Annotated in this window: 13 protein-coding genes; 6 read left to right on the forward strand and 7 right to left on the reverse strand. The window is 51.3% G+C overall.

Features of this window, described 5'->3' with window-relative positions:
- Positions 1-10: 10 nt before the first annotated feature.
- Positions 11-1,078: an LPS export ABC transporter permease LptG gene (gene lptG, locus AEST_RS11160; RefSeq protein WP_008609116.1), complete on the reverse strand. Its 1,068-nt coding sequence runs from the start codon at positions 1,076-1,078 to the stop codon at positions 11-13.
- Between the two features lies 1 nt (position 1,079).
- A complete protein-coding gene (lptF, locus tag AEST_RS11165; RefSeq protein ID WP_008609117.1) occupies positions 1,080-2,183 on the reverse strand; it encodes an LPS export ABC transporter permease LptF in 1,104 nt (367 codons plus the stop codon).
- A gap of 214 nt (positions 2,184-2,397) precedes the next feature.
- On the opposite strand from lptF, the gene pepA reads away from it, so the two are divergent.
- From pepA to AEST_RS11180, 3 genes are read left to right on the forward strand one after another with little or no spacing between them, the layout of a single operon-like run.
- Entirely contained in the window at positions 2,398-3,906 is a 1,509-nt protein-coding gene (pepA, locus tag AEST_RS11170; protein WP_008609119.1) for a leucyl aminopeptidase, read from the forward strand.
- A complete protein-coding gene (locus AEST_RS11175; RefSeq protein WP_008609120.1) occupies positions 3,906-4,370 on the forward strand; it encodes a DNA polymerase III subunit chi in 465 nt (154 codons plus the stop codon). The genes pepA and AEST_RS11175 overlap by 1 nt, the downstream gene beginning before the upstream one ends.
- Positions 4,371-4,389: 19 nt before the next feature.
- Entirely contained in the window at positions 4,390-7,248 is a 2,859-nt protein-coding gene (locus tag AEST_RS11180; protein WP_008609122.1) for a valine--tRNA ligase, read from the forward strand.
- 97 nt (positions 7,249-7,345) lie between these two features.
- Here the strand turns inward: AEST_RS11180 and AEST_RS11185 are convergent, their stop codons facing one another.
- Complete coding sequence (locus tag AEST_RS11185) at positions 7,346-8,140, reverse strand: THxN family PEP-CTERM protein (protein WP_008609123.1); 795 nt, start codon at positions 8,138-8,140, stop codon at positions 7,346-7,348.
- Positions 8,141-8,531: 391 nt separating this feature from the next.
- Here AEST_RS11185 and AEST_RS11190 point away from each other — a divergent pair, with 391 nt between their 5' ends.
- Positions 8,532-10,040: a Na+/H+ antiporter NhaC family protein gene (locus AEST_RS11190; protein ID WP_008609124.1), complete on the forward strand. Its 1,509-nt coding sequence runs from the start codon at positions 8,532-8,534 to the stop codon at positions 10,038-10,040.
- 47 nt (positions 10,041-10,087) lie between these two features.
- Here AEST_RS11190 and AEST_RS11195 read toward each other — a convergent pair whose 3' ends face one another.
- Positions 10,088-10,732, reverse strand: coding sequence for a MarC family protein (locus AEST_RS11195; protein WP_008609125.1), 645 nt, complete (start codon positions 10,730-10,732; stop codon positions 10,088-10,090).
- A 215-nt stretch (positions 10,733-10,947) separates the two neighbouring features.
- Here AEST_RS11195 and AEST_RS11200 point away from each other — a divergent pair, with 215 nt between their 5' ends.
- Both AEST_RS11200 and AEST_RS11205 read left to right on the forward strand, forming a co-directional pair.
- Positions 10,948-12,036 carry a DUF3083 family protein gene (locus AEST_RS11200; RefSeq protein WP_008609126.1) on the forward strand — a complete coding sequence of 363 codons (1,089 nt, stop codon included), beginning with the start codon at positions 10,948-10,950 and terminating at the stop codon, positions 12,034-12,036.
- A 196-nt stretch (positions 12,037-12,232) separates the two neighbouring features.
- Positions 12,233-13,681 (forward strand): S41 family peptidase, encoded by a 1,449-nt coding sequence (locus AEST_RS11205; RefSeq protein WP_008609127.1) that lies wholly within the window; start codon positions 12,233-12,235, stop codon positions 13,679-13,681.
- Between the two features lie 114 nt (positions 13,682-13,795).
- Here the strand turns inward: AEST_RS11205 and vapC are convergent, their stop codons facing one another.
- From vapC to AEST_RS11220, 3 genes are all read right to left on the reverse strand, one after another.
- On the reverse strand, positions 13,796-14,206 hold the full coding sequence (gene vapC, locus AEST_RS11210; RefSeq protein WP_008609128.1) for a type II toxin-antitoxin system tRNA(fMet)-specific endonuclease VapC: 411 nt from the start codon (positions 14,204-14,206) through the stop codon (positions 13,796-13,798).
- A complete protein-coding gene (vapB, locus tag AEST_RS11215; RefSeq protein WP_008609129.1) occupies positions 14,203-14,433 on the reverse strand; it encodes a type II toxin-antitoxin system VapB family antitoxin in 231 nt (76 codons plus the stop codon). The genes vapC and vapB overlap by 4 nt, the downstream gene beginning before the upstream one ends.
- A 120-nt stretch (positions 14,434-14,553) precedes the next feature.
- A complete protein-coding gene (locus AEST_RS11220) occupies positions 14,554-18,402 on the reverse strand; it encodes an efflux RND transporter permease subunit (protein ID WP_008609130.1) in 3,849 nt (1,282 codons plus the stop codon).
- Positions 18,403-18,405 lie beyond the last annotated feature (3 nt).

The following is an 18,405-nucleotide window of genomic DNA, read 5'->3' on the forward strand; positions in this document are numbered from 1 at the left end:
GTAAGTACACCTAGATTTTTCGCCGCATAAAGTACAGCGAAATAGCAATAAACAGCAGGCTGGGTACAGCAGCACCAGCTAATGGCGGCAACTGATACACCAGCGCCAGCGGCCCGAATACCTCGTTACTCATATAAAAGCCAAAACCAGTCAGAATGCCCAGCAATACTCTGGCCGCCATGGTTACGCTACGGAGCGGGCCAAAAATAAAGGACAATGCCAGTAGCAACATCGCCGCCAGGGTAACCGGCTGCAGAATTTTCCGCCAATAGGCTAATTGGTAACGGCTGGCTTCCTGACCATTTTGCTGCAGGTAATCGACATATTCGCGTAGCCCCCGCAGTGATAACATTTCCGGTTTAATACTCACCACACTGAGTTTGTCCGGTGTCAGCGTAGAGCGCCAGCGCTGGGTTGGCAGTCGCTGTTGCTCAATCCGCTCGTCACTAAAGGTCAGTTCAGTAACCTGCTGCAAGCGCCAGGCATCATCAAGGTATTGCGCCGCTTCGGCCCGTACCACCCGGGCCAGCGCCAGATCCGGTTGAAACTGATAGATAATCACCTCTTTCAGATTCCCCAGATCGTCGACTTCTTTAATATTCACAAAGCTGTTGCCGTCTTTGGCCCAGACTCCCTGCCGCGCCGCAAATACATTACCGTCTGAGATGGCTTTAATTCTGAGCTCGCGCGCAGCGCGGTCTGTCACCGGTGCCCCCCACTCTGCTACCGCCATCATTACCAGTACCATCAGCACAGCCGACTTCATCACCGAGTTAATAATATTCAGCCGCGATAAGCCAGCAGCCTGCATCACCACCAACTCGCTGCTGCTGGCCAGGATCCCCAGGCCAATCAGGCCGCCGATTAACGCCGCCATTGGAAAGAACATCACCACATCGCCAGGCACGCTGTACAGCGTAAACAGCGCAGCATGCACCATATCGTAATAACCGCGGCCGATAGAACGCATCTGGTCAATAAAACGGAACATCGCTGATAACGCCAGCAAGACGCTTAAGGTTAGCGCCGAGGTAGTAAGAATGGTTTTACCGATATAAAGGTCGAGGATTCTGATCATCTTAGCGCCCCGCTACCCAGGCCCGGATCTTCTGCGCCCCTTCCCGGTTACGCAGGATCAATACCGTCCCCAGCGTCAAACCGGCCGCATGCAGCCACCACATGCCCAGTTGCGGCGGGATCTTGCCATCCTCCAGCGCCGAGCGGGCGATAATCAGCAAGGCATAGTAGCACAGGTACAGCAGCAGCGCCGGTAATAACCGGCCAAATTTGCCCTGGCGCGGGTTCACTCGGCTCAGTGGCACGGCAATCAGGGTTAAAATTGGGATTGATAGCGGGATCGCAATCCGCCAATGCCATTCGGCAATCGCCTCACTACCGCTTTCTTTTAACAGCGCCGGCGTACTTAAACTGGATAGTTTACGTCGCCGCTGCTCGACCTCCTGTTCGCGGATCTGGATTTGATAGCGATCAAATTCGATCACTTCATAAGCCGGTGACTGGCCATCACCGGCATAGCGGCGCCCCTGCTCCAGCGTCATAAGTTGCGCCCCGGTTTCCGGATCTTCATATACGGCACCGCCTGAGGCATAAACAATAGCCTGTTGGCTGCCGCCGTCTTTTTCGACGGACTGGGCGACAAACACCTTGGCCAGCTGGTTACCGGAGCGGCTGACCTCCTGCACAAAAATCACTGCTTTTTCATTCGAAGTATGCTGGAACCGGCCTGGTACCAGCGAAAATAAACCGGCGTCCGATTCGGCGCGCTCCAGTAGCTGATATTCGCGCTCGGTTGCCCAAGGGCTGAAATACAGGGTAACACTGGCGGCCAGCAGCGCCATCATTACCGATAATAGCAGCGTCAGGCGGGTGACATACCATTCGCTGACGCCGGTAGCATGAAGCACTGTCATCTCACTGTCGGCATAGATTCGACCGTACGCCACCAGGATACCAAGGAAGGCGCTGAGCGGCAGAATAATCACCGCCAGCTGCGGTAACTTTAACGCCACGATACTCAGTACCAGTTGGCCGGGGATCTCGCCTTCAGAGGCGTCAGCCAGGATTTTTACAAAACGTTGACTGATAATAATGGTGGTCAGAATAACAAAGACAGCTAACTGAGCGCGAAAGACTTCACCAATCAGATAACGAAAAATAATCAAAAATGCCCCCTAAAAACCTGTCTTTTCTCTGGAAAGCTGGTGATTTTTCAGTAAACTTGGTATTTATACACTTTATTATCGGGCAAAGCGGCATTAAAACCGAGCTTTTTCAGTAAAACCCGGTAAAATTTCAGCACCATACCTTGTGGCTGCCGCGTCTGCTGTATGCGATCAGCGCCCATAGTAGCACAGTCTCTTAGAATCAGGAGTAAACATGGAGTTCAGCGTCAAAAGCGGAAGTCCGGAAAAACAACGCAGTGCCTGCATTGTGGTCGGTGTGTATGAGCCACGCCGGCTGTCCGCCGTAGCCGAGCAACTGGATAAAATCAGTGAAGGCTATATCAGTAACTTATTACGCCGCGGCGACCTGGAAGGCAAACCAGGCCAGATGCTGTTACTGCACCATGTGCCCAATGTATTAAGTGAGCGTGTATTATTGGTTGGTTGTGGCAAAGAGCGCGAATTAGATGAGCGCCAGTACCGTCAGATCATCGCCAAAACTATTAGCACCCTGAACGAAACCGGCTCGATGGAAGCGGTATGCTTTTTATCCGAGCTGCATGTTAAAGGCCGCGATACCTACTGGAAAGTACGTCATGCGGTGGAAACCACACAGGATTGCCTCTACGTCTTTGATAAGCTGAAAAGCAAAAAGGACGAAACCCGCCGCCCGCTGCGTAAAATTGTATTTAATGTGCCGACCCGCCGCGATCTGACGATTGGCGAGCGCGCAGTGGAACATGGTTTAGCTATCGCTGCCGGTATTAAGCAGTGTAAAGATGTCGGGAATATGCCGCCGAATATCTGTACCCCGGCCTATCTGGCCGAACAGGCGTCAGCACTGAGTAAGTTATCGGATAAGGTCAGCGTTGAAGTATTAGGCGTAGCCGAAATGTCAGCTCTGGGCATGAACTCCTACCTGGCGGTTGGCCGCGGTTCAGTGAATGAACCGAAAATGTCGGTGATCAAATATCAGGGCGCGGCCGATAACAGCGCGCCGGTGGTACTGGTTGGTAAGGGTCTGACCTTCGACTCCGGCGGTATCAGCCTGAAACCGGGCGATGGCATGGATGAGATGAAGTTTGATATGTGTGGTGCCGCCTCAGTGCTGGGTACCATGCAGGCAGTGATTAACCTGCAGTTACCGGTAAATATCGTCGCGGTACTGGCAGCAGCGGAAAATATGCCAGATGCCAACGCTTACCGGCCAGGTGATATCCTGACCACCATGTCAGGCCAAACCGTCGAAGTGCTGAATACCGATGCCGAAGGCCGGCTGGTGCTGTGCGATGCGCTGACCTATGTCGAACGCTTTGACCCTGAGCTGGTGATTGATGTGGCGACCCTGACCGGTGCCTGCGTGATTGCACTGGGTAAACATGCCTCTGGCCTGCTGAGTAACCATAACCCATTGGCGCATGAGCTGCTGAATGCCTCGGAGCAAAGTGGCGATCGTGCCTGGCGCCTGCCGCTATGGGATGAGTATCAGGATCAGCTGGAGAGCCCGTTTGCTGACTTTAGCAACCTGGGTGGCCGCGCTGCCGGTACCATTACTGCCGCTTGCTTCCTGTCACGCTTTACCCGCAAATATCATTGGGCACATCTGGATATCGCCGGTACCGCCTGGCGCAGTGGCGGTAAAGACAAAGGTTCAACCGGCCGGCCGGTCGCATTGCTAACCCAGTTCCTGATCAATCGTACTGGTCAGCAGCAGGATCACTGATGCAGGTTACCTTCTATGTGCTGGCTGAGCAAAGTGCTGCAGCCAGTACCGGTTCCCAAGCTAATGAGCTGACGCCTGCGCCAGCTCATTTTGCTTTAGCCTGCCAGCTTTGCGCCCAGCTATACCGCGCCAAACAACGGGTTTTCGTATATACTGCCGACCAACAAAGCGCTGAAGTGCTGGATGAACTGTTATGGCAATTTGAGCCAGACAGTTTTGTGCCGCACAACCTGGCCGGTGAAGGCCCGCAACGCGGCGCACCGGTAGAAATTGGCTGGCAGGCGCCCAAAGCCAGCCGCCAGGTGTTAATTAACCTGGCCGATCAGGTACCGGACTTTGCCCGGCGCTTTAACCAAATTATTGAATTTGTGCCCGCCGAGCCAACGCTAAAAGCGCAGGCGCGGGAACGCTACAAGCAGTATCGACAGGCGGGCATTCTGCCGGAAACGATTACTGCCGACTGAATTTACAGGTATCACTCAGATGGAAAAAACCTTTAACCCCAGTGAAATAGAACAGGCGATGTATCAGGCCTGGGAAAGCAAGGGCTATTTTAAACCGAACGGCGATAACCGGCCGGGTAATAACTACTGCATTATGATCCCGCCTCCAAATGTTACCGGTAGCCTGCATATGGGGCATGCGTTCCAGCAAACCATTATGGATGCGCTCACCCGCTATCAGCGGATGCAGGGCAAAAATGCGCTGTGGCAAGTTGGTACTGACCATGCCGGTATCGCCACCCAGATGGTAGTAGAGCGTAAACTGGCGCAGGAAGGTCTGCCCGGCCGCGCCGAGCTTGGCCGCGACAAATTTATTGAAAAGGTATGGCAATGGAAGGCTGAATCCGGCGGTACCATTACCTCACAAATGCGCCGCCTGGGGAACTCGGTCGATTGGGACCGTGAACGCTTTACCATGGATGCCGGCCTGTCGAATGCCGTGCAGGAAGTCTTTGTCCGGCTGTATGAAGATGATTTGATTTACCGCGGCAAACGCCTGGTAAACTGGGATCCGAAACTGCATACCGCGATTTCGGATCTGGAAGTCGAGAACAAAGAGCAAAAAGGCCAGTTCTGGCACCTGCGTTATCCGCTGGCCGATGGCATAAAGACCGCCGATGGTAAAGACTATCTGGTGGTGGCGACCACCCGCCCGGAAACCATGCTCGGTGACAGCGCCGTTGCGGTAAACCCGGATGACGAGCGCTATAAAGATCTGATTGGCAAAACCATCCTATTACCGCTGGCCAACCGCCGCATACCGATTATCGCTGATGAACACGCCGACATGAGCAAAGGCAGCGGTTGCGTCAAAATCACGCCGGCGCATGACTTTAACGACTACGAAGTCGGTAAGCGTCATCAACTGCCACTGATTAATGTGATGACCCCGGATGCCACTATCCGTCAGAGCGCAGACTGCTACCATATTAACGGCCAGCCAAATACTGAACTGCAGATTGCCATCCCGGCTGAATATCAAGGCCTGGACCGCTACGATGCCCGCAAAGCCATCGTTGCCGCCTTTGATGCCGCCGGCTTGCTGGAAAAAATTGAAGAGGTCAACAACACCCTGCCTTATGGTGATCGCAGCGGCGTGGTAATTGAGCCGATGCTGACTGATCAGTGGTATGTGCGGGTTGCGCCACTGGCGAAAACGGCGACCGAAGCGGTAGAAAACGGCGATATTCAGTTTGTGCCAAAACAATACGAGAATATGTATTACAGCTGGATGCGTGATATTCAGGATTGGTGTATCTCGCGTCAGCTGTGGTGGGGCCACCGGATTCCAGCCTGGTATGATGCCGACGGCAAGATTTATGTCGGTCGTAGCGAAGCTGAGGTGCGCAGTAAATATCAGCTGGCAGCTAGTGTCAGCCTGAATCAAGATAATGATGTGCTAGACACCTGGTTTAGTTCGGCGCTGTGGACATTCTCGACGTTGGGTTGGCCAGAGCAAACCGAAGATTTAAAGAACTTCCATCCTACCGATGTGTTAGTGACCGGCTTTGACATTATTTTCTTCTGGGTTGCCCGGATGATCATGATGACCATGCACTTTATTAAAGATGCCGATGGTAAGCCGCAAGTACCCTTTAAGACAGTTTATGTCACCGGCCTGATCCGGGATGAAAACGGCGATAAGATGTCAAAATCCAAGGGTAATGTGATTGACCCACTGGATATGATTGACGGCATTACGCTGGACGCACTGCTGGAAAAACGCACTGCCAATATGATGCAGCCGCAGCTGGCAAAGAAAATTGCCGACCGTACCAGCAAGCAGTTCCCGGAGGGTATTCCGGCCAGCGGCACCGATGCGGTGCGTTTTACGCTGGCTGCACTGGCGTCTACCGGGCGTGATATCAACTGGGATATGAAACGCTTAGAAGGTTACCGTAACTTCTGCAATAAACTGTGGAATGCCAGCCGCTATGTGCTAATGAATACCGAAGGCCAGGACTGCGGCTTTAACAGCAACGATAAGGTGCTGTCACTGGCCGATAAATGGATCCTGGCACAATACCAGCAAACGGTAAAACAAGTACGGCATTACTTCGACAGCTATCGCTTTGATCTGGCCGCCACTGCACTGTATGAGTTTACCTGGAACCAGTTCTGTGACTGGTATCTGGAGCTGACCAAGCCGGTGTTGTTCAAAGGCTCTGAAGCAGAGCAGCGCGGCACCCGCCATACGCTGATCACCGTGCTGGAAAGCCTGTTACGCCTGATGCATCCGATTATGCCTTATATCACCGAAAGTATCTGGCAAGCCGTTAAGCCACTGGCCGGTATTAACAGCGACAGCATTATGCTGGCCGCCTATCCGGTTTATCAGGCCGAGCTGGTGGATGAAACGGCGCAGGCCGATCTGGAATGGTTAAAAGCCGTGATCACCGCTATCCGTAACGTGCGTGGCGAAATGAATATTGCGCCGTCTAAGCCATTAACGGTATTGCTGCGTAATCTTAATGCAGAAGAGCAGCGCCGACTGGAGCAAAACCGTAATTTCCTGCTGGTAATGGCGAAACTGGACAGCCTGGAGGTATTGGCGGCTGATGCTAAGGCGCCAGCCAGCGCCACTCAGCTGATTGGCAGCATGGACCTGCTGATCCCAATGGCGGGTTTAATTGATAAAGCAGCAGAACTGGGCCGTATTGCCAAGCAACTGGAAAAAACCGAGCAAGAGTTATCCCGGGTTGCGGGCAAGCTGAACAACGAAGGCTTTGTTGCCAAGGCACCGGAAGCGGTGCTAGAGAAGGAGCGCGCTAAACTCGCTGAACTGGAGCAGGCAGTAAGCAAACTGCAGGCGCAGCAGGCCGAAATCGCCGCCTTATAGTAGTCGGTAATTTCTATCCCGACAGCCCCCTTTCCGGGGGTAACCTGACCATAAAAAATGCCGGACTATGCCGGCATTTTTTATTTAACGATTGATACTATGCGACTAACTGCTTGCGACGACGTACACCGACCAGAGCCATTAAACCCAACCCCATCAGCGCCAGCACACCAGGTGCAGCAACGATAGTCACAGGTTCAGTGGTGATCAGGAATGCGAACTGGGCGTCGGTAAATTGGTTCTCCTGGGTTTTAAAGCCAAAACATGGACCAACAATACCGGCTTGCGCACAGGTCGCAGCGTCCATTGGATTTAAAGAACCACTGGTTTCAATAATGCTGATAAAGTAGGTAAAACCGTTATAGTCAAAAGACGCATTCAACGCATCAGTTGAGATAACAAAAATATCATCACATACCGATAACGATGGGAATGGGCAAGGACTTTGGTTCGGTGTTTCAATAAAATTAATACTGAAATTTGCTACCAGTAAGTCTAAGGTGTCATCCACCGGATTAATTGGTGTTAACAACAGTGTTGACTGTAACACTGCGTTGGTCAGCGTTGCATAAGAAGCGCTGATCGGGTTGTTGTAGTGCGTGATAATATTAGTCAATGCAAAAGGGCCGTTGGTATTGATGGTACCATTAGCCGGTGATTCGGTGATACCTAAACCACTACGACCACCACCAATCACATCGTGACTACCACCGGGTGCACCCCAGGTTAGCAGAGATGCTGATGTTGACTGAGTTCCTGTACCAGCCCCAAAGGTCCAGCCAGTCCAACCTAACGTAACGGTATAGTCCCATTGCGTGACCATTGCAGCCTGGGTGAAGGGCGCTAATAACAACGCGACCCCTGCGATGGCACCTTTCAAAATTTTCTTCATTTTCTCGCTCCTGCAAAATGTTTTATCAGCTTGCTCAATGCTCGTCTGACGATTAACTACAACCATGAATTAGCATAGAGCGTGCCATAAAATAACTACTTGACTTGGCGAAAGTTAATTTCAACGCAAATGTCAGGCTGTAAAAATAGCTGACAGCTGTCGCCCTATATCAGGCACAAAGATTCCAATTGTGCAAAATCGTTTTTTTGCTATGATGCACGCGTTTGTCTGCATAAAGATCAGACAGACCTGCGCTGGATACTTATGCAGCTAAACCGCCCGTTTAGCCAGAGCACCACGCAGTGTTCCGCTCCGTTGAGTTGTAAATCTGCTGCAACGGTTCAGTTAACTTTGCCGGCTATCCCGGCTTTTATTACGAGAATAAGCAACCATGTCAGCAGATGCTTCTTTAGAGAGTCTGGCCGAACCTATTGCCGCGGCGGCCGAAGCGGCCGCCCTTGCAGCACCCTCTGCCTTAAGCTTAATTCCACCGATCGTGGTATTGGTTTTCGCAGTTTGGTTAAAGCGCCCGATACTGGCGTTAGTATTGGGTGCAGTGGTCGGTTTGTTATTACTCAGCCCCACTGAGTCGCTTTCAAACTTTTCCGATATTGCCGTCGACGTGATGCAGGATGAAACCATCGGCTGGTTAATTCTGGTCTGTGCCGGCTTTGGTGCGCTAATTGGCTTATTAATTCATACTGGCGGTGCAGTGGCATTTGGTCGTTTTGGCGCTCAGAAAGCCAAAGGCCAACGTTCATCGATGTTTATGACCTTTATTATGGGCTGTATTATCTTTGTCGATGACTATCTGAATGCGCTGTCTGTTGGCGAAGCGATGAAGCGGGTTACCGATAAATTTAAAGTCTCGCGTCAAAAGCTGGCTTATATCGTCGATTCTACCGCTGCGCCAATTTGTGTACTGGTCCCAATCTCTACCTGGGCGGTGTTCTTTGGTGGCTTACTGGAGGATAACGATATCGCCGAAAAAGGCAAAGGTGTCGCCGTTTATATCGAGGCCATTCCTTATATGCTGTATCCCATACTAGCAGTAATCGTAGTGATGCTGGTAGCGCTAAAACTGATGCCAGACATCGGCCCAATGAAGAAAGCTGAGCTTGCTATGCAGCAAGGTAAACCGATCGACTGTGAATTGGCCGATTCACCAAGCCAGCCAGTACGTTTACAGCATCATGCCGCTGAAGAAATGCCCTACCATACCAGTGATGAGTATGCGGTCAGCTCAATTGAAGAAGAGTTTGAAAGCAGCAATAAGCAAGGCAAGGTGCATAACTTTATGGTGCCGATGCTGTCGCTGATTGTATTTACCGTATTGCTGGGTGACTCACTAAGCGAACCAGATGTATTAAAAGGCGTGATTGCCGCGCTGGTGTTCTCGCTGATTTATTACGGTGTACAAAAGCTGATGTCGCTGTCAGAAATGATGGACGTGATGATGAATGGCTTTAAAACCATGCTGCCAGCCATCAGTACCGTCATTGCCGCCTTTATTTTTAAAGATGTCTGCGACAAATTAGGCCTGCCACTTTTTGTTATTGAGAATCTGGCACCTTATATGACTGCACAAATGCTACCAGCACTGGTGTTTCTGGCCATGGCGTTACTGGCGTTTGCTACCGGCTCGAGCTGGGGGATTTTTGCGGTATCAATTCCGATCGTAATGCCATTGGCTACGGCGGTCGATGCTAATATTCCACTGGTTATCGGTGCGCTGTTATCTGCCAGCTCGTTTGGTAGTCAGGCCTGTTTCTATAGTGATTCAACCGTACTAGCGGCTCAAGGATCTGGCTGCAACTTGATGAGTCACGCCGTTACGCAATTTCCATACGCGCTAATTGCGGCGATTATTGCCTTTGTTGGCTTTATCCTAATCGCCTAAGCATCTTAAACAAAGGGGATGCCTGACATCCCCTTTGTCTTATCAACTTATAAACTGCGATATATATCCAGCACGCCGTTAATCACAAACTGCACGGCAATAACCGACAGGATCAAGCCGAATAGCCGGGTAATAATTTCTTTACCGGTCTCGCCGATATAACGCACCAGTACATGCGAATAAATCATTGCCAGATAACAGGAAAAGGTCGTAATACCGATAGCCAGGAACACCGTAATAAAGTGCCACAAACTCTGCGCTTCACTGGTTAGGATCATCACGGTGGCAATGGCGCCGGGGCCTGCAATAAAGGGGATCGCCAACGGAATAATCGACACATCTTTCGCCAGCTTGCCATCCGGATGCGGCTCTTTACCTGTTGCTTCTTCGCCATCATCCAGACCTTTTTGCATCATGCTCATCGCAATACCAAACAGGATCAGGCCGCCGGCGATGCGAAAGGCTTCCAGCGTAATGCCAAATACCTTAAAAATAAAACTGCCCAGCAAACCAAATAACAAAAAGATCCCGGCCGAGACCAGGGTGGAACGTTTGGCAGCCCGCCTACGCTGAATGGCATTGGCATTTGGCAATAAGGAAACAAAGATAAAAGCCGTTGTCAGCGGGTTAACAACGACAAAGAGTGCAGTAATGGCAATTAGCCAATAATCAATTAATAAGGTTACAGACATCATCTATCCAGAGTTCAGGCGGCGGTTAAAAGGTAATAACTGCTTATTCTAGCAGAATTTTTTAAAAAACATCCTGCTATGCATACACGGGCTATCACAGCCTCTGCAAAAAAACCTGATAACACTCAAGGATTTAAATAATGTTAACCAGCTGGCACTCTTGCCAGCCTTTTTGCTACAATTGGCGCAATTTTAATCTGTACAGGAGTACGGTTATGCCCGTCAGTTCGCAACACAAGGTTTATTTGCCCGCGTCGGCCCGCGATAATCAATACCTGCTGGCTGAGTTTGTTTTGTCCGATGAGTTGGTAGCCCGCTACCCGGCAAGCAGCACAGACGCCCCCTACCTAGCGCTGTATCAGGCGCTAAGCCAAAAGCTGTTTGAACTGGCCGATCAGTTTGGCCTGCGCAATGTACACCTGATTGCGAACGGTAAAACACCGGTAGTGCGCTTCCACCAGGAAGCCTATGTGCTGCAAACTGCCGAGCAAATTCTGTTTTTCTATAACCCCAGCTACCATGAAGCCCAGCATAGCTTCTATGATGCCAAAGTGCGGGCACGGAAAATTAGCCTGTTGTTTCTGGCCACCGAGCAGCCACTGCGCTCTAATGCCGCAGCCTTTCACCAGCAGGTGACGACATTACTGACCGAGCTGCGTAACCGCCTGGCATTGGCAGAGCTGAAAATCAAAGTCCGTGATCACCAGCATCTGACCTATGATTTATTCGCCAAAGCCAAAGGCAGTAAAGAAAGCTACGGCTATAAACTGCGCTCTATCGATGCCCGCTATAAAGCCCGGCAAGCTGAACTGCCGGCCCATAGCGCCCTGACTTATGTGATTGTCAATTTACCGCTAAGCCGGCGGCTAAAAGAGCAGGTAAAGCTGGATCTGCACAGCAGCAGCCCCTATCTGCCACTATATCAGCATATCGCCGATCACTTTGTCTCGGCCTGTCAGCAAGAAAAACTGCAACATCTGGCCGTGCTGGCCAATGGTTTATTACCGCTGGTCCGCAATAGCCAGTTTGATAAAAGCAGCCAGGGCACAGAGTTGCAGATGATTGGTTTTGACCCCAGCGCCAAACAAGGCCAGCTGGTCAGCGACCTGCAGGGCGATAAGCTGGTAGAAATGATGCAGCTGATCATTTTCGCCACGCCAGACGACCAAACCGATATGGGTTATGGCCGCTTTATGAATGAAGTAGAAAGCGCGCTGCGTCGTTTTGCTAAAGCTTTGAATCTACAACCAGAGCGCGATGATTTAACGGTGCGTTTCCATCAGCATATCAGTTACCACCAATAACTTAGTTGATATTTGGCATCACAATAGCCATGAACAGGGTATTGTGATGTCTTTCAATATTTCCAATCGCATTGGTATTTTCTTGACAAGCTGTTGCCTGACAAACTAGCTCAGATATCTCCCTCACCTGTCATGTAGCAAAGCCAAATATATCATGTTACATTGCTGTAATTGATAAACTTATACTCTGATTATAATGAAAAAAATTGCATTCTTTGTTTGCCTTGCCGTCTCATCGCCACTAGATGCTGCTCATTCGCCATGGCAACAGTTGGCTAAAGCAGACCTTGATTTTATTTACCAAAATCTGAAAGACAACCATCCAGGCGTTATTGATAAACAAAATCCAGAGTTTAATCAGTGGCTGGAAAACGGTTATCGTCAAGCCGTAGACAGCATCGAAGCGGTAAGCGATTTAGATGGCGTATTAAATATCCAGCGCAAGTATATTGCAGGCTTCGCTGACGGCCATGTTGACCTTTCATTTAGGCATCAACGCACACGTTTGCAATGGCCTGGTTTTATTATCCAAAAACAAGGAGTAGACACCGTTGTCACTTCCATGGCTGATGAATGGCCAACGACACTGCCACCAATTGGAGCTGTTCTCAAACAGTGTAATGGCTTAACGCCACAACAACTTTTAGTACAGCAGGTACTCCCTTACCACATACTGCTACCAGAACTGACCGCTGTACAAATAAACTATACACCGCTGATCCTTAGAATGGATGGCAGCTGGCAAGGTGAACTGCTGACAGAATGCGAGTTTACATATCAAAACAACCATGTAGTCTTGCCTCTGCATTGGCGAACCACTTCACGACAGCAATGGCTACAACATAACGAATCAGTCAATACTAACCAAGATTTCCGGCTAGAAATGTTTGCACCGGAACATTATTGGATTAGCTTACCCACTTTCACGCCATCTGTCCCACAACAATCACAGTTACAACAAATTACTGCAGAACTGGAGGCGTTAAAACACGCTAAGGTGATAGTTTTTGATGTCCGTGGTAATGGTGGAGGCAACTCGCAATGGGGCTTAGACTTAGCAATTGCACTTTTTGGCGAAGCTCATGTATATGACAGGTTGTTACCTATTATGGGACGGGGTATGGCGTACTGGCGAGCCAGCACGCAAAATACCGCTATGGCTGCAGAAATTGTGCAGGAAGTAGCTGAGCAATTTGGCGAAGATTCTGATATTACACTTGAATTCAAAGCATTGGCTAGTCGAATGGCTCAGCATACTGGCAAAGATTTAGTGCCGCAAAGCCTTGCCGCAACAAAAGCTGACATCAAAGCGGAATTAAGCCCATCGCTTACGTCTGCCAGGGTCATTTTACTTACCGATGCCGTTTGCGCCAGTGCTTGTCTAGACTTTGCAGATTTTCTACTGCCGCTTGGCGCACTTCATGTAGGTCAACCTACCTTTGCTGACACCGTTTATATGGATATCCGTACTGTTGAGTTACCCAGTAAACTCGGTAGCCTGTCAATTCCACAAAAGGTTTACCGCAATAGACCCCGCGGTCACAATGAACCTTATATACCTGCAGGCAAATGGTACTATCAAAGCAATATTAACAATACTGCGCTACTACGTGACTGGCTATTGCAGCAATTGGCAACTGAATAACGCCAGAGCTAAGTTGTCAACTTACTCACTGGCATTAAATTGACCAAACTCGTTCGGCGCTGGCTGTTTCCTTGCTGCAATCCTTGCAAGACAGACCGGCGCTATAGCGGCTTGCTATGGATTAGTTTGCGTCCAGTCAACTGTGCGTAACCCTGGTACCCGGCTAAACTCTCTTAGGTTATTGGTTACCACTATCAACCCCAGACTACGGGCGTGACCAGCAATCATTTGATCATAAGGACCTATTGGCTGCCCTAGTTTCGCAAGCTCGGCGCGCAATTGCCCTGTATGCTCAGCAGCAGCCTCATCATAGGGTAACACCTGCAATCGGGCGACAAAACCCTCCAGTACTTCAAGATTTTTCTCTGGCGCAGCTGACTTTTCGGCACCATAAATCAATTCCATCAGGGTTATGCTGCTAATGCTTAACTGATTCTGATGCCTGATAAAATACTCACGTACCACGGTAGGCTTATTATTGATCGTATAAATGCAGATATTGGTATCCAGCAAATACCTGATCACTTAAAAGCCTCCCGTTCTTGCTCTGCAGGTTGCTCACGCTGTTGCATAAAGTCTTCACTGACTGTCGGACCATCAAACCAGCTCTGCCAGCTTTCACCGGCCGGCGTAATTAAGCGGGAACGGCCCAGCACCACGACTTCAACCCGGGAAACATCATCAGGCAGCGCGACTGCCTTAGGTAAACGGATAGCCTGGCTTTTGTTACTTTTAAATACGGCGGCTTCCATAAGCACCTCCATCTTGAAACGCAACGAACAAAAGGTATATCCAACTGGGATATACCTTTATTCTGACACAGGCGGTAATAAACTGCAAACCACAGTATCTGATTCGCACTTTGCCAAATCCTAGCGCAAGCGCCACTCCTCCCGGGCAGCATAAAGCACCGGCACCATAAAGACGCTCAGTAGCACAAACAGCATGCCGCCGAGTGTCGGTATTGCCATTGGGATCATCAGATCAGCACCGCGGCCAGTGGAGCTAAGTACCGGTAATAGCGCCAGTATCGTAGTAGCAGACGTCATTAAACAGGGGCGAATGCGTTTGGCCGCCGCCGCACACACTAACTCGTGCACTTCGGCACTGCTACTTGCCGGCCGGGCGGCAAATTGCTGTTTCAGGTAAGTCGCCATCACGATGCCATCGTCGACAGCAATACCAAATAAGGCTAAAAACCCGACCCAGACCGCGATACTCAGGTTATAGCTTTGCAGATTAAACAGCTCACGCAGATTGGCGCCAAACCACTGGCTGTTTAAAAAGTCCGGTTGTGCGAACGCATCCAACGCGATAAAACCACCAGCCCAGGCAATGGCAATGCTGCTGAAAATCATCAGCGCGGTACTGACCTGCTTAAACTGTAAATACAGCAACATAAACACCAAGGTCAGCGCCAGCGGCACCAACCAGCTTAGTGTCGCCGCAGCACTTTGCTGTTGCTGGTAACTGCCGGCAAACTGATAACTGACGCCAGCCGGCAATGTCAGCTCGCCCTGGCTAAGCAGTTGTTGCAAATAAGCCTCTACCTGCGCGACCGCTTCGACATCGGCGATACCACGCTCTGCGCCAAAGGTAATGTAGGCGGTTAAAAAGCTATTTTCCGAGCGGATCATCTGTGGGCCGCGCTCGTAGCGTATCTCTGCCAGTTCAATTAACGGCACACTATAGCCGGCTGGCGTCGCCACCAGTACTTGTGCTATCGCCTCCAGACTATCGCGTTGCTCGCGTTGATAACGCACCCGGATCGGATACCGCTCGCGCCCCTCGATGGTGCGACCGGCATCCATACCGGCCAGGGCAGTACTTAAGCTTTGCTGCACTTGTTGCATACTTAAACCATGCCGCGCGATTTGCTGCCGATTGGGCGTGACAATTAAATACGGCTGGCCCACCACCCGTTCGGCATTTACGGTGAGTGGCGAAATGGCCGGGGCATCGCGCAATGCCGCCTCAAACGCCAGTGCAATCTGCTCCAGCGTGGCTAAATCCGGTGCCTGTAGCTTAATACCCATCGCCGCGCGCATGCCGGTTTGCAGCATCAGTAAACGGGTTTCGATCGGCTGCAGCTTAGGTGCCGAGGTGACGCCGGGCAACTGCGCCGCTTGCACAATTTCCTGCCAGATATCATCCGGACTTTTAATATGCTCACGCCACTGCCGGTAGGGTCGGCCGCGCGGATCAATGATCAGCTCGCCATCGCTATCACGCATAAAGCTGTCAGTTTGCCGGTCATATTTAAAATACAGCCGCTTGCCCCGTGCGTCAGTTTTATATTCGCTGTGATATTGGATCAGCGTTTCAATCATCGATAACGGCGCCGGATCCAGCGCACTGTCGGCACGGCCAATTTTACCCACCACCGTTTTCACTTCCGGGATAGTAGCAATCGCCTGATCCTGCTGCTGCAAAATACTTAGCGCTTCACTGATAGCGGCATGCGGCATGACCGTCGGCATCAGTAAAAAGGCCCCCTCATCCAGCGCCGGCATAAACTCCCGGCTTAATCCCGGGAAACGGTGTGCCAAGTGACTTTCGGTGCTAAGCCCCGGGATCACCCGTGCCGCCCCCAGCCAGATCGAAAGTCCGGTTAACACCACCAATAGTGGCAACAGCAAAAATGGCAGTTTAAAACGCAGGAATAACCGCAACAGCGGCAAATATAACCGCCAGAATAACCAAAAGGCCGCTAATACCAATAATAACAAGCCACTTACCAGCAACAGATTTTGCCAGAAGCCAGCCCCCGGCCCCAGTGGCAGCCAGAGCTGGGATAGCCAAATCAATACCGTCAACAAGAGCACTAGCATTAACACGCCATGGGCACGGCGTAGCAGCATAGTGGGTATGCCTTGCAGGCGCTGCGGGATCAGGCCGCGGCATTTTTGCGCTAACAGCGCCCTAAGCCGCGCCGGCTGTGCGGCAAACAGCCAGTACAACACCACAGGCAGCAAGGTTACCGCCAGTAACACCGCAGCTAACAGCACAAAGGTTTTGGTATAGGCCAGAGGGCCGAATAATTTACCCTCGGCGCCAGTCATGGCAAACACCGGCAAAAAGCTAATCACGGTAGTACTGATGGCGGTAAGTAACGCAGGCCCGAGCTCGCGCCCGGCTTGCTGGATCGCCAAAGCAGCATTAAAACGCAGCCCCTGCTGTAACGTAGCTTGCCGCTGCTGCAACAGATTCTCGGTAAAGATAATGCCCAGATCGACAATGGTACCAATGGCAATCGCGATCCCGGCTAAGGCGACAATATTCGCCTCCACCTGAAAGTAACGCATCATGATAAAGCTGACCAGCACGGTCACGGGCAGCATTAAACTCACCGCCAGTGCCGCTCTGAACTGCCACAGCACCACCAGTACAACCAGGGTGGTCAGTAAAATCTGTAACGCCAGCGTCGTCTCGAGGGTCGCGACCGTTTCATCAATCAGTAACGAACGATCATAAAACGGCACCAGCTCCACTTTACTTAAGCTTAACCACTGCGGCCAACTCTGCTGTGGATGTTGCTGTAACCAATTGCGCCAGGCATGTTGTACGCTGTCGCTTTGCTCAGTAAACTGTGCGCCGGGCAGCGGCAATTGTTGTTCTGCAGCAAAGTCACTGACCTGCGCTAAGCTGGTATCCGCCCAGTTAATAACGGCTTTTGCCGGTAAACCGGCCCGTAGCTCACTGATACGGGTTTGCAGATTAGCAATCGCCTGTCTGGGGTTATAGCCCTCGCGCACTGTAACCACCGCACCTACCGCTTCCGCGCCGGCGACATCCAGCACACCCCGTCGCGGCGCCGGGCCAAAGTTGACCTTAGCCACATCCTGTACCCGGATCGGCACATTGTCCGGCCCCAGCCTGACGACCGCCTGTTCCAGATCGGCCAGCTGTTTGACAAAGCCCTGGCCGCGGATCAGATATTCAACGCCATTTAGCTCACGGCTGCCGGCGCTGACATCCAGGTTCGCCGCCATCACCGCTGCCGTGACCTGCTCCAGTGTCACCTCAAAAAGCCGCAACAAGTTCGCGTCGACTTCTACCTGATACTCCCGCTGATAGCCGCCAATCGCCGCCACTTCACTAATGCCTTCGGCCGTGAGCAAACCACTGCGTAAATACCAGTCTTGAATAGATCGCAGTTCATCTAAACGCCAGCCGCCAGCTGGCTTTCCCTGCGGATCCTGCCCTTCCAGCGTATACCAGAAAATTTGCCCCAGGCCGGTCGCATCCGGCCCCAGCGCCGGTTGTACACCAGGCGGTAAGGTATCAGCCGGTAAACTGGCCAGCTTTTCCAGAATGCGCGATCTGGCCCAGTAAAACTCGATATTGTCCTCAAAAATCAGCGCTATGCTGCTAAAACCAAACATCGACAGGGAGCGCACATCTTTCACCCCCGGCACGCCCATCAGGGCGCTACTGAGTGGATAGGTCAGCTGATCTTCCACATCCTGCGGCGAACGGCCCGGCCAATCGGCAAACACAATTTGCTGGTTTTCGCCCAGATTAGGGATAGCATCCACCGCCACCGGCTTAAGTGGCAGCTGATGCTGCCAGCCAAAGGGGGCCACGCCAATGCCAACCACCAGCAAGATCACCGAGGCCAAGAACACCAACAACTTTTGCTGTAATAACAGCGCCATAAAACGGCCGAAACCCTGCTGGTTCTCCGTCTGGCCCGCTTCAGGTTGCAAGGGTGTCGTCATGCC

Source organism: Alishewanella aestuarii B11, from assembly GCF_000280055.1.
GTDB lineage: Bacteria > Pseudomonadota > Gammaproteobacteria > Enterobacterales > Alteromonadaceae > Alishewanella > Alishewanella aestuarii.